General features: G+C 74.3%; 10 protein-coding genes and 1 rRNA gene. 1 reads left to right on the forward strand and 10 read right to left on the reverse strand.

Going from position 1 to position 12,291, the window contains the following annotated elements; all coding sequences use genetic code 11:
- Window positions 1-4: 4 nt before the first annotated feature.
- Window positions 5-625: a LysR substrate-binding domain-containing protein gene (locus tag P3T27_RS35400; protein WP_280685408.1), complete on the forward strand. Its 621-nt coding sequence runs from the start codon at window positions 5-7 to the stop codon at window positions 623-625.
- A 75-nt stretch (window positions 626-700) separates the two neighbouring features.
- Here the strand turns inward: P3T27_RS35400 and P3T27_RS35405 are convergent, their stop codons facing one another.
- From P3T27_RS35405 to rrf, 10 genes are all read right to left on the reverse strand, one after another.
- A complete protein-coding gene (locus P3T27_RS35405) occupies window positions 701-1,429 on the reverse strand; it encodes a ZIP family metal transporter (RefSeq protein WP_280685418.1) in 729 nt (242 codons plus the stop codon).
- A gap of 300 nt (window positions 1,430-1,729) precedes the next feature.
- The gene (locus tag P3T27_RS35410; protein WP_280685409.1) at window positions 1,730-3,424 is read right to left on the reverse strand and encodes a restriction endonuclease; all 1,695 of its coding nucleotides are present in this window, start codon (window positions 3,422-3,424) and stop codon (window positions 1,730-1,732) included.
- Window positions 3,425-3,538: 114 nt separating this feature from the next.
- Window positions 3,539-5,392 carry a hypothetical protein gene (locus P3T27_RS35415; protein WP_280685410.1) on the reverse strand — a complete coding sequence of 618 codons (1,854 nt, stop codon included), beginning with the start codon at window positions 5,390-5,392 and terminating at the stop codon, window positions 3,539-3,541.
- Between the two features lie 229 nt (window positions 5,393-5,621).
- Window positions 5,622-5,936: a cupin domain-containing protein gene (locus tag P3T27_RS35420; protein WP_348534189.1), complete on the reverse strand. Its 315-nt coding sequence runs from the start codon at window positions 5,934-5,936 to the stop codon at window positions 5,622-5,624.
- Window positions 5,937-6,057: 121 nt separating this feature from the next.
- Window positions 6,058-6,714: a YigZ family protein gene (locus P3T27_RS35425; protein WP_280685411.1), complete on the reverse strand. Its 657-nt coding sequence runs from the start codon at window positions 6,712-6,714 to the stop codon at window positions 6,058-6,060.
- An 86-nt stretch (window positions 6,715-6,800) separates the two neighbouring features.
- Window positions 6,801-8,090 carry an aldolase/citrate lyase family protein gene (locus P3T27_RS35430; RefSeq protein ID WP_280685412.1) on the reverse strand — a complete coding sequence of 430 codons (1,290 nt, stop codon included), beginning with the start codon at window positions 8,088-8,090 and terminating at the stop codon, window positions 6,801-6,803.
- A 125-nt stretch (window positions 8,091-8,215) separates the two neighbouring features.
- Window positions 8,216-9,778, reverse strand: coding sequence for a DUF2637 domain-containing protein (locus P3T27_RS35435; RefSeq protein WP_280685413.1), 1,563 nt, complete (start codon window positions 9,776-9,778; stop codon window positions 8,216-8,218).
- A 199-nt stretch (window positions 9,779-9,977) separates the two neighbouring features.
- Entirely contained in the window at window positions 9,978-10,643 is a 666-nt protein-coding gene (locus tag P3T27_RS35440; protein WP_280685414.1) for a response regulator transcription factor, read from the reverse strand.
- Complete coding sequence (locus P3T27_RS35445; protein WP_280685415.1) at window positions 10,595-12,004, reverse strand: histidine kinase; 1,410 nt, start codon at window positions 12,002-12,004, stop codon at window positions 10,595-10,597. Before P3T27_RS35445 ends, P3T27_RS35440 begins: the two co-directional genes overlap by 49 nt.
- Before the next feature lie 201 nt (window positions 12,005-12,205).
- A 5S ribosomal RNA gene (gene rrf, locus P3T27_RS35450) occupies window positions 12,206-12,291 on the reverse strand; the annotation flags it as partial.

Consider the following 12,291-nt stretch of genomic DNA (forward strand, 5'->3'; position numbering starts at 1 on the left):
GGCCGTGGTCGGCGGAGCACGCGGGCTGATGCCCGGGGTGCTGGCCGACCTGCGGCAGCGCTGCCCGGAGCTGGACGTCCGGCTGCTGGAGTGCGACCCGTACCCGGCGGCCGAGTTGGTGGCCCGGGGCGAGGTGGATCTGGCGCTGGTGCAGGACTGGCCGACCGTCCCGCTGTCGGTGCAGGAGGGCCTGTCCCGGCTGGACCTCGGGACGGACCCGGTGGACCTGCTGCTGCCCGCCGAGGACGAGCTGGCCGAGCTCGTCGCGGTACCGGTGCAGCGGCTGCGCGGGCGGCGCTGGATCAGCGTGCCGCCGGGCAACATCTGCCACGACTGGCTGGTCCGCACCCTGCGGGAGGCCGGGGAGGAGCCGGATGTGCGCTACCAGGTCGGCGAGTTCGAGACCCAGATCGCGCTGGTCGCGGCCGGCCTGGGGATCGGCCTGGTGCCGCGGCTCGGCCGGGGCGCCCTGCCGCCCGGGGTGGTCGCCCGGCCGGTGGTGCCGGAGCCGACCCGCCGGGTGTACGCGCTCTGGCGCACCCAGGCCTCGCGGCGGCCGGCGATCACCGAGGCGCTGGCGGTGATGCGGGAGCGCTCTGCGCTGCTGGGCGCCCCGGCGCGTTAGATCCCGCCCTCGGCCGGATGGGCCCTCTGACAATTCGCGCCGCGCGCTGACGCGACGCGAATTGTCAGACAAGCCCTAACTGGCGAGGCCGATCACCAGCCACATGAAGCCCACCCCGGCGACGGTGCAGAGCAGGGTGCTGCGGGAGGGGTGCGGGCTGTGCGCCTCCGGGAGGATGTCGGAGGTGGCCAGGTAGAGCAGGAAACCGGAGAAGAAGCCGAGGTAGAGGCCGAGCAGGTGCTCGGGAATGGTGAAGGCGAGGGTGATCGCGGCGCCGGACACCGGGGCCAGGGCGTCCGCCGCGAGCAGGGTCACCGCCCGCCGCCGGTTGTTCCCGTAGAGCCGGGTGATCGTGTACGTGTTGAAGCCGTCGGCGAAGTCGTGCGCGACGACGGCGATGGCGACGACCGTTCCGACCGTGGTCCCGGCCTGGAAGGCGGCGCCGATCGCGAAACCGTCCATCACGCTGTGCCCGACCAGGGCCAGCGCGGCGGTCATGCCGATGCCCTGGCGCCCGGCGTGGTGGGCGTGCCCGTGCTGGTGGCCGTGGGTGTGCGCGGCGTACTCGCCCTCGTGGCCGCGGTGGATGGCGACCGCGCGTTCGACCACGTGGATGGTGAGGAAGCCGACCGCGAACATCAGCAGCGCCTGCGGCACGCCGTGCACCTCGTCCGGTGCCTGGCGCATGGCCTCGGGCAGCAGGTCGAAGGCGACCACGCCGAGCATGAGGCCGGCGGCGAAGCCGAGCACGAGGTGGCGGCGGTCGCCGGTGCGCTGGGCGACGAAGCCGCCGATCAGGGTCATCAGGAACGCCCCGGCGGCGACCAGGACGGCGGTCACCGGGCCGTCTCCGGGTGGGTCCACCCGCCGTGCGGGCGGCGGCGGTTCCCGCCGTGTGGTCTGCCGAGCGCTCTGCCCATTCCTCTCCCCCTGGGGTCCGCCCGCGGCCGGGCCGACCGCCGACCGTATCGGACGACCGTTCGATGCTGATCGTCCGGGGTGCCGTTGCTCGGCCGGGGCTGCTAATCAGCCTCGGGCCGGGGTCGGGGGCACGCCCGCCGGATGGGCCGTCGGGGTGAGCGCCGGGTGGGCGGCGGGAGCGGGTCAGCGGCCGGCGGCGAGGGGCAGGCCGAGGTGAGTGCGGGCGAGTTCGCGGACGCCGTCGCCGTCGACCAGGTGGATGTGCCGGTGGCTCTCCTCGCCGGTGAGGTCCAGGGCCTCGTCGGCGAAGCGGCCGGTGGTCAGCCGCAGGCCGCGCTCGGCGGACTCCTCCTGGACGGCCTCGGCCAGGGTGGCGATCTCCGCGGCGCTGACCGGTGCGGCGCCCCGGGAGGCCCAGACCACCCAGCGGCCGGGCAGCGCACTGCCCGGGGCCCCCTCACCGGTGGCGACCAGCCCGGCCGGGCTCCGCAGCCGGACGCTCCACTCGGCGAGCCCGCCCCGGGTGAGCAGGTCGCGCACCAGCTGGGCGAACTCGTTCGCGGACAGGTCGGGTGCGGCCGGTACGGCGGCCCCCGCCTGGGCGGCCGGCTGGACGCCCAGGCGGCCGTACGGGTCCGGGCTGACGGCGGCGCCGAGCTGGCGCAGGCGGACGAGCGCCTCGTCCTGCTCGGAATCGGCGTAGACGCCCTCGTCGTCGCGCTCCTCGTAGGGGGTGGCGGGCGGCAGCAGCCGGGTGCGGGCCAGCGCGTCGCGGTCGGCGTCCACACTGACCAGGCAGAGCGGCTCGGCGGTACCGGGCTCGCGCAGCCAGCCGTTGAGCACGACGCCCGCGAGTATCTCGTCGGTGTCGACGGCGTCGGCGGCCTGCAGGGCGCGCAGGGCGAGCCGGGCGACCAGGCGCAGGTAGTCGGTGGCCCGGTCGGCGGGCGGGCGCGGGACCGGGACGATGTCGCCGTCCGGGGCGAGCCGGTAGCCGGTGAGCGAGGGCACCAGGTCGAGCGGCGGCAGGTCGAGGTCCAGCACGGCGGTGCGGGTGAGCGGGCGGAAGACCGCACGGCAGGGGGCGGGCAGGTCCTGGGTGGCGGTCTCGGCGGCGGCGAGCGCCCGTTCCAGCAGCGACTCCACGGCGGCCGGCTCGGACAGCCGGTAGGCCCGCCGGCACTCCTCCAGGCTCTCGTTGTACTCGCGCACGGCGCGAGCGCGGGCCGCCTCGGCCGCCTCGTGGACGCGCCGGGACTCGTCGGCGGCCGGGCTGTCGGCCTCGGCCTGGCGGGTGCGCCACTCGCGCAGGGCGCGTTGGTGGGCCAGCCGGGCCTGAGCCAGTTCGCGCTGGTAGCCGGAGTCGAGCAGGCGGCGGGCCGGGGTGCCGTCGGGGTCGGCGACGGCCGGCTCGGCGGGCGCGAAGTCCGCCCAGCGGGGTTCGGCCTCGCGGTCGGCCTCCGGCCCGTCGGTCGGGTAGGGGCGGGGCTCGTAGTGGCGCAGCTGGCTCTCGAAGTCCATCGCCGAGACGGGCAGGGCGGCCCGCCGGAGCAGGTCGGCCAGCCGGTCGTGCTCGGCCTGGACGGTGAGCGTGCGGTGGTGGGTCAGAGCGGCGGCCCGGGCGTGGGCCGCGACGGACTCCTCGGGATCGGCCGCACCCGGTCCGGACGCGCCGCCACCGGGCGAGCCGTCACCGGGCAGGCCGTCTCCGGACGTGCCGTCACCGGGTGAGCCGGGGGCGGCCGGGCCGGGGGCGGCACCATCCGGGTTCGGGCCCTGGTCGGCGTTGAGGTCGCGGAAGACCGAGGCCAGGAAGCCCGGCCGGGGGAACTGGACGGTGGCGGTACCGTCGGGCTGGCCGTCTGCTGAGTGCTGCATCGGTCGTCGTTCCCCCATGCTCGTCCGGCGCCTGCCCGGGGCGGCCGGCGACACTGCGGCCCGCCCCTGCCGGACATTGTCCACCGAACGGGCGGCAGTGGTCAGCCAAGCCTCTCAGTTGGTCCGGGTGTTGGTCAGGTGCAGGCCGATGTAACCGACGTAGATCCGGCCACTGCCGGAGCAGTCGTCCAGGTAGTGCAGCCGGGGCGCGGTGCGGCCGCCGCCGATCCGCAGGTGTGCGCCCATGAACGCGCGCCGGGAGACGTCGACGCATTCCGGCACCGGCAGCATCCGTTCGCGCTTCCACTTGGTGTGGCTGAACACCGTCCGGGACTCGCCCCGCACCGCCTTGCGGGGCGGGAAGTGGTGGCAGCCCTCCGGGGTGTGCTCGCACCACTGCTTGAAGTCGCCGCCGGCCGCGCCGCGCACCGCCGCCTCGGCGTACTCCTGCAGGGCGGTCAGACCGTCCCAGGCGAGCCGGGCCCAGCCTGCGCCGGAGCACTGGAGCCCGTCCAGGGCGAGCGCGTTCTTCTGGTCGCCGGTGAAGGTCAGCAGCGGGAACTCGCCCATTCTGGCCATGAGTTCGGTGAAGTTCTCCGGCTTTCCGGGCCGACCGGACGGCCTGGCGGCGGGGTGCCCGGTGGTGCCCGGGACAGTCGGGACGGTCGGGACGGTGCAGTGGCGGGTGGTCAGGGCGCGGGAACCGGTCCGCACGTGACCGTCGCGGCCGTCGTGGCGCTCGTGCAGTTCGCGGAGCTCGCGGGGCTCCGGACGATCGTGGCCCTCACGGCCGTCCCGGTTGTCCCGACGCTCGCGGCGCAGCGTGCGCCGGACCCGCTCCAGCTCGTCGGCCCGGGCCTGCTGCTCTGCGCGGTCCTGCTGCTCCTCCTGGGCGAGCACGGCCAACTCGGCTCGGGCGGCGGCCGGGTCCTCGACCGGGCTGACGGCCGCGCGGGACGGCGCCGGCAGGACCCGCAGCACCGGGACGGCCGCCAGCGGGGGCGGCAGCGGCAGATCGGCGGCGAGCCGACGCGGCTCGCGGGCGAGCAGCCCGGCGGCGCGGCGGACATCCTGCTCTATTCGCCCCCGGGCGAGTACCGGGTGCCGGGCGCCGTCCTGCCGGGAGGCCGGGTCGACCTCGGGCAGGTAGGTGCGCACCGCCCCGCCGTAGACGCTGTGGTACTCCAGCGCGACGTTGAACCCCGTGCGGGCGCCCGGATCCAGGACGTAGGCGGTGGCGAGGCCGGGCAGCTGATGGCAGAGCGGGCGGACCACGTCCTCGACCCAGCGGTCCAGCGGGAGGTTCACCGGGACGCTGGCGACCACGGTGGGCAGTCGACGCTCCGGGTCGCAGAGCTCGTCGATCAGGTCGTCGACCTCGGCGGCGGTGATCACCCGGGGGGCCGGGTGGACGACGGCCGGACCGTCGGTGGCGTCGAGCAGCGGGAGGAGGGTGCGGGCGAGCTCGGGCACCGGCACCCGGCAGGGCGTCCGCACACCGCTGCCGGTGCTGTGCGTCTCGGCCTCCAGCCGGACCCAGGTGGGGCCGCCGGCCTTGGTGGCCACGGTCAGGGTCAACTGCCGGGTGCCGTGCGGGGCCGGGGTGCGCAGGCGTCGGCGGTCGTAGCGGCCGGCGGCCGCGCCGCCGCGCAGCGGGCCCTGGTCGCGGTCGAGCAGGACGCGGTCGCCCAGGCGGAGGCGCTCGGCGACGGGGGTCGATCCGAGTGGGGTCTGCCCGGGTGAGGCCTGTTCGGTCGGGGTCTGCCTGGAGGAGGGCGACCCGGCGGGGGCGCGGGGGGCCGGCGGGGGCTCCTCGCAGCCTTCCTGTTTCAGCCAGGCGGCGAGCTGCTCGTCGGCCAGGGCGACGGCCTCGGCGTGCGGGAGGGTGGTGGTGACGGTCATCCGGTAGGGCGTCGCGGGGCCGGGTAGGTCGGCGCCGGCGGGCGACGGGAAGCGGTCTGAGGTCATGCGCATACCTCCGTGGTGCGGGGTGGGGTCTGGTCTCCTCCATCGATGGGTTATTCGTCCGGTTCGGCCGGATCCTTGCCCAGGAAACGCCACGGCCCGGAGCGGAAGTTCCAACTCCGGGCCACGTCAATACGTTCGGGTGAATCTGCTCAAGCCGCGCGCCGCGTGGCGCGGCGCCTGGGCTAAGGACTGCCCGGTCTTGCCAGGCCTGCGAGGCCGGGCATCCCGCTCAGACCCCGGCGGGCCCGCCGTCGCTGCGGCTCCACGCGGGTGCCGGGACCGGCACCGCCAGCGGGCGGTCGGCCGGGGCGGCGTAACTCGCGATCAGCACCACGGGCTCGTCCCCGAGGTTGCGTCCCACATGGATGTGGACCGGACCGGCCTCCTCGACCAGCGAGTCCCCGGCCCGGCTGACCTCGACCCGGCCGTCGTGCAGGGTCCGGGTCAGCGTCCCGGACAGCACCACCACGTCCACCCGGCCCGGGTGGAAGTGCCAGCCGGTGCTGGCGCCCGGGGGCAGGGTGATGGTCTGGACGACGGGCATCTCGGGCCGGCTTCCTGGTCGACGACCGGATCAGGCTAGACAGGCCCCGCAAGGCGCCGACACGGATCGGCCGGGATCCGGCCGATTATGTCCGAAAGCGGCGCCGCCGCCGGATCCGCCGTCAGACCGGTACCTCGACGTACGTCCGACCGGCCGGGACCGCGACGGCCGTACCGCCGGTCGCCTCGGCCAGCCAGGTGTGGAAGGCCGCCACCTCCGGTTCCGGTACGCCCACCTCGATCCGTACCCCGGTCGGCTCGTAGGCCAGGTCGCTCACCGCGTACCCGGCCGCCCGCAGGTCGTTCTCCACCCGCCCGGCCCGCACGTGGTCCGCCGTCACCGCGAGCAGGGCGACCGGCCGCCGCTCCAGCAGGCCGATCTCGTCCACCGCTTCCGACACCGCGCTCCCGTAGGCCCGCACCAGGCCGCCCGCACCGAGCTTGATGCCGCCGAAGTACCTGGTCACCACGGCGGCGGTGTCGGTCAGACCTCGTCGGCGCAGCACCTCCAGCATCGGCACCCCGGCCGTACCGCCGGGCTCGCCGTCGTCGCTGGAGCGCTCGCGGCGCTGCTCGTCGCCGACCACGAAGGCGGTGCAGTTGTGCCGCGCGTCCCAGTACTGCTTGCGGATACCGGCGATGAAGGCCTGCGCCTCCTCCTCGTCGGCCACCCGGGCGAGGTGGCAGATGAACCGGGACTTCTTGATCTCGATCTCGTGGCTGCCGGCCCGCCGGATGGAGAGGTAGGGCCTGGCGGTCGGTTCCGGCGTGGCGGACATGGCGCGGTGGTTCTCCCGGAAACGACGACGGCTGGCGGCGCACACCCCGGGTGTCCGGGGCGGCACCGCCAGCCTATGGCCCGCGGTCAGCGCCCGGCCAGGGCGTCGAGCCGGGCACGGTCCAGGCCGGTCAGCGCGGTGACCTCGGCCGGGTCGACGGCGCCGCAGTCCAGGCCGCGCAGCACGTAGCCGCTGAGCGCCCGGGCGGTGGCCGGCTCGTCCATCACGTCGCCGCCCGCCTTGGCGACGTACGCGGCCAGCCGGGCGGCGGCGGCCGCCAGACCCTCGCGGTAGAAGGAGTACACCGCGACGTACCGGGTCGGCAGGTGGGCCGGGTGCATGTCCCAGCCCTGGTAGTAGGCGCGGGCCAGCGAGCGGCGGACCAGGTCGTGGTGGAGCTTCCAGGCCGCGTGCACCTGCTCGGTGGAGCCGGTCGGGATGACGTTGGTCGAGCCGTCGGAGAGCCGGACCCCGGTGCCGGCCGCGGCGACCTGCATGACCGCCTTCGCGTGGTCGGCGACCGGGTGGTCCATGCTCTGGTGGGCCGCGCTGACGCCGCAGGAGGCGCTGTAGTCGAAGGTGCCGTAGTGCAGCCCGGTGGCGCGACCCTCGGCGGCCTCGATCATCCGGGCCACGGTGGCCCGGCCGTCCGGGCCGACGATGGCCTGGGTGGTCTCGATCTGGATCTCGAAGCCGATCCGGCCGGCGGGCAGCCCGGCGCGGCATTCGAAGTCCTCCAGCAGCCGGACCAGCGCGGTGACCTGCTCGGCGTAGGTCACCTTGGGCAGGGTGAGGACCAGGCCCTCCGGCAGACCGCCGTTGGCCAACAGGGTGGCCAGGAACAGCTCCAGGGTGCGGATGCCGCGGTCACGGACGGCCGCCTCCAGGCACTTGATCCGGATTCCGATGTACGGCGGCGCGGCGCCCTCGGCCACGGCTGTGGCGACCAGTTCGGCGGTGCGGACGGCGGCGGCGTCCTCCTCGGCGTCCGGGCGGGGGCCGTAGCCGTCCTCGAAGTCGATCCGCAGGTCCTCGATCGGCTCGCGCTCCAGCTTGGCGCGGACCCGGGCGTGCACGTCGGCGAGCAGGTCGTCGTCGGCCACGCCGAGGGCGCGGGCCAGCTCGGCGGGGGTGCCGGCGTGGGTGTCGAAGGCCTCCAGGGCCTGGCGGCCCCACTCCCGTACGGTGTCGGCGGCGAAGGCGTCGGCAGGGACGTAGACGGTGTGCACCGGCTGCCTGGTCCCGGTGTCGCCCGGGTAGCGGCGCGCCAGATCGGCGTCGACCGGGGCCAGCAGCGCCTCCACGGCGGCGCGGGCGGCGGCGGAGAAGGAGGCCCCGCCCGTCGGTTCGTTACCGTCGACCTCGACCTGCGACATCCGCACTCCTCCACGCCGAACCAGCACTTCAACAGTTTGTTGAGGCGAAGGTAGCTCCGACCGGATCGGGCGTCAATGGCCGACCGGGCGGTGGACGGAGGGCGCCGGACGGGGCGGCGGCCTGGTCAGTCCCTCCCGGCGGCGGCGTAGCGGTCGCGCAGCTGCGGGTAGAGCTCGGCGACGTCCTTGGGGTGGACCGAGCCGTCCGGGCGGTTGCCGGTGACGCCGTACTCCTTGGTCAGCCACTCGGCGAGGCGCTGGGGATCGGGCTGGTGCTCGTGGTTGTCCATGTAACTGACCAGGGCGTCGTAGGCCAGGTCCGGGTCCAGCCGGGCGGGCGCCGAGCGGGGCGCGGGCTCCTCGGCGTGCGCGGACCGCTCGACCGACACGGGCTGCTCGGCATGAACGGGCTGTCCGGGGTGAACCGGCTGTCCGGGGTGCTGGGGCTGCGGCTCGGCGGCGAGCCCCGTCTCCTGGACGGGCTGGGCCGGCAGCTGCAGGGCGGGGGCCTGCTCCTCGACGACCGGCCGCGGGGGCTTGAACCACGGCGAGGCCTGGCCGGGCACCCGCCCGCCCGGGGCGGCGTCGGACGGGTGGCCCGTCGTGCGCACCGGGCGCTCGGTCCACACGTTCAGCTCCTCGCGGGGCGACTGCGGGGCCTCCACCGCCACGCCGTCCGGCTCCTGCGCGGCACGCAGCCGGACCGCGGCCAGCTTCGCCAGCATCGGCGCGGCCACCTCGGCGGACATCGGCGCGACGACGGCCGGGGCCGGTTCGGGCTGGGCCTGGGTCTGAGGTTCGGGCTGGGGCTGGGGCTGGGTCTGGGGCTGCCGGGTCGGCTCCGGCCGGGCGGCAGCGGGGACGGCCGCGACCGGAACGACGCCGACGGGAGCCGCAGGGGCGGCGGCCTCGACCGGGGCGATGGCCGTGGCGGCCCGGCCCTCCTGCTGCCGCTGGAGCTCCAGGGCCTCCTTCTCCGCCTGGGCCTCCCGGGCCTCGCGCTCGCGCGCCTCCTCGTCCAGCCGGTCGAACAGCGCCGGGTCCAGCGGCACCCCGTACTTGGCCAGCTTGAGCGGCAGCAGCGCCTGGATCGGCGCCGAGCGGCGCCACCCGCGCCCGTACCGGAAGCGCAGCTGCGCCCGGTAGACCAGGCGGTTCTGCTCCAGCCGGACGACCTCGTCGTAGGAGCGCAGCTCCCAGAGCTTCATCCGTCGCCAGAGTCGGAAGGTCGGCACCGGGGAGAGCAACCAGCGCATCACCCGGACCGAGTCCATGTGCCGATCGGCCGTGATCGCCGCGATCCGGCCGACCGCGTGCCGAGAGGCCTCGACCACGACCACGAAGAGCACCGGGATGACGGCGTGCATCCCCATGCCGAGCGGGTCGCCCCAGGAGGCGGCCGCGTTGAAGGCGATGGTGGCGACGGTCAGCAGCCAGGCGGTCTGCCGCAGCATCGGGAAGGGGATCCGCAGCCAGGTCAGCACCAGGTCGAGCGAGAGGAGCACGACGATGCCGGCGTCGACGCCGATCGGGAAGGCGTAAGAGAAGGCGCCGAAACCTTTTTGCTCGGCCAGCTCGCGCACCGCGTTGTACGAACCCGCGAAACCGATGCCCGAGATGATGCAGGCCCCGGCCGCGACCAGGCCGAGCAGGCCCCGATGGGCCTTGGTGAGCGTTGGGCGTGCCATTACGTCTATCAACCCCTGGATGTCGGCTGCTGCCGTACGCTGCCTCGGCTGCCGGTTCCCGCTTGTCGGGGCGCCGGACGGCTGAGCGACCTCCGGGCTCGGCCCACCGGAGTTTACTCGTACACCTGTTTCAGCGTTTCCACAGCCCGGCGTGTCACCATCCGGAGCACGGAGGACCCGGGCGGTGCCGGGCGGATCGTCAGCCCTTCGGCCCAGCCGTGTCGTTGAGGTAGGTCAGCACCGCGAGCACCCGGCGGTTGGCGTCCTCGTCCGGGGCCAGTTCGAGCTTGGTGAAGATGTTGGCGATGTGCTTGGCCACCGCACCGTCGCTCACCGCCAGGCGGGCGGCGATCGCCGAGTTGGAACAGCCCTCGGCCATCAGCTCCAGCACCTCGCGCTCGCGCGGGGACAGCCGCAGCAGCGGGCCGGGCCGGCGCGAGGTGGTCTGCATCAGCTTCGCGATCACGTCCGGGTCCATCGCCGTCCCCCCGGCGGCCACCCGGCGGACCGCATCGATGAACTGATCGGCGTTGAACACCCGGTCCTTCAGCAGGTAGCCGATCCCGCCCGTGCCGTCGGCCAGCAACTCCCGCGCGTACAACTGCTGGACGTGCTGCGACAGCACCAGCACCGGCAAGCCCTGGATCTCCTTGCGCGCCTTGAGCGCCGCCTGCAGCCCCTCGTCGGTGAGCGTCGGCGGCAGCCGGACGTCGACGACGGCGACGTCCGGCCTATGGGCCAACAACGCCTCCAGCAGCTCGGGGCCGGTCTCCACCGCCGCGGCGATGGTGAAACCATGCGCTTCCAGCAGCCGGATCAGGCCTTCCCGAAGGAGGTAGAGGTCCTCGGCGAGGACAACTCGCACGGCAACTCCAAGGTGATGGTGGTCGGACCGCCCGACGTGCTGTCGATGGCGAGGACACCGTCGAAGGTACCCAATCGCCGCTCTATCCCGCGCAGGCCCGTCCCCCGGGCCGGATCCGCCACGCCCACCCCGTCGTCCGTCACCGTGACTCGCAGCGACCCGGCCCGGTACAGGATGTCCACCCACACCTGCTCCGCCGCCGAGTGCTTGGCCGCGTTCGCCAGCAGCTCGCAGATGCTGAAGTACACGGCCGCCTCCACCGGCGCCGGCGGACGGTCCGGCAGGCTCACGCACACCTCGGTCGGCAGCGCGCTGTCCAGCGCCAAAGCCCGTACGGCGTCGCCCAGTCCGCGCTCGGCGAGCACCGGCGGGTGGATGCCGCGGACCAGGTCCCGCAGCTCCTGCAGGGCCCTGGCCGACGACTGCCTGGCCTCGGCGAGCAGCTCCCGGGCGGCCGCCTGGTCGGTGTCCATCAGGTGCTCGATCGTGCCCAGCGTCATCCCGATCGCGACCAGTCGTGCCTGCGCTCCGTCGTGCAGGTCGCGCTCGATCCGCCGCAGCTCGGCCGCCTGGTCGCCGACCGCCTCCGCCCGGGTCTCGGTCAGCTCGGCCACCCGCTTGGTCAGCTGGGCGTGCGTCGCCCGCCCGTCCTGGTCCAGCACCCGGCGGGCCATCTCCGCGTACCCGCGCACCGCGTGCGGCGCCGCGAACACCCCGACGGCGATCATGCCGAGCCCGAGCACCGCGCTCAGCAGGATCGACACCAGGCGCGGGCTCAGCACGCCGATCCCGTCCGCCGGCAGCGGCCCCGCCAGGGTGTAGACCGAACCCAGCAGTATCAGTGCGGCCACCGGCCCGGCCAGAGCCACCACCAGGACGGGATTGATGACCAGCCAGGCCATCTCCGAGCGGGTGGTCCGGTCCCGGAAGCCCCAGTGCACCAGCTGTGCGTACTTCGCGACCGTCCGGGAGCGATGGTACGAGTACCCCGTCCACCAGTGCCCGCGCTCGTCCAACTCCATCGCCGGCAGCGGCCCGTACGCGACCGGCAGGCGGATGCCGTACCAGCGTTCCAGCTGTCGGCGCGTCCGGTTCGCGGTGCGGCGGATGAACTGGGCCGCCACCACGATGCCGGCGATGAGCGCCGCGGCGAAGGCGACGAAGAACACCGAGTAGTAGTACTCCAGGATCCTGACCGCCACCACGCCCGCGGCCACCGCCGCCCCCACGGGCAGCACCAGCCCCGGCAGCGCGCCGACCACCAGCAGAGCCAGCCGTGCCAGCCCCTGGCCGCCCGAGGCGAGGGCCGCCTCGGTCTGCGCGCGCACCGTCGCACCGCTCGTTCGACTCGCTGTTGTCACCAAAGCTCCTGATGCCGGTCTCGATCGTCCTCCTCAAGTGTTCACGAACGACCCGCTCCAGGCACTGGCCATGCCACCCCAATTCCGAGGTGGTCCTAGCACCACCTGCGGGTGGACATAGCCCGAGCGGACTGCCGAGATTGTCCGGAAATGCAGAGAACCCCCATCCGGTTTCCCGGATGGGGGTTCTTCTGAATGATTGTTCGGCGGCGTCCTACTCTCCCACAGGGTCCCCCCTGCAGTACCATCGGCGCTGTAAGGCTTAGCTTCCGGGTTCGGAATGTAAC

This window comes from Kitasatospora sp. MAA19 (assembly GCF_029894125.1).
Lineage (GTDB): Bacteria > Actinomycetota > Actinomycetes > Streptomycetales > Streptomycetaceae > Kitasatospora.

What these genes read in the sequence shown, in the direction of transcription:
- P3T27_RS35405 (WP_280685418.1), bottom strand. Translation starts at nt 1,429, where the DNA reads ATGACCCTGATCGGCGGCTTCGTCGCCCAGCGCACCGGCGACCGCCGC.
- P3T27_RS35410 (WP_280685409.1), bottom strand. Translation starts at nt 3,424, where the DNA reads ATGCAGCACTCAGCAGACGGCCAGCCCGACGGTACCGCCACCGTCCAG.
- P3T27_RS35415 (WP_280685410.1), bottom strand. Translation starts at nt 5,392, where the DNA reads ATGACCTCAGACCGCTTCCCGTCGCCCGCCGGCGCCGACCTACCCGGC.
- P3T27_RS35420 (WP_348534189.1), bottom strand. Translation starts at nt 5,936, where the DNA reads ATGCCCGTCGTCCAGACCATCACCCTGCCCCCGGGCGCCAGCACCGGC.
- P3T27_RS35425 (WP_280685411.1), bottom strand. Translation starts at nt 6,714, where the DNA reads ATGTCCGCCACGCCGGAACCGACCGCCAGGCCCTACCTCTCCATCCGG.
- P3T27_RS35430 (WP_280685412.1), bottom strand. Translation starts at nt 8,090, where the DNA reads ATGTCGCAGGTCGAGGTCGACGGTAACGAACCGACGGGCGGGGCCTCC.
- P3T27_RS35435 (WP_280685413.1), bottom strand. Translation starts at nt 9,778, where the DNA reads ATGGCACGCCCAACGCTCACCAAGGCCCATCGGGGCCTGCTCGGCCTG.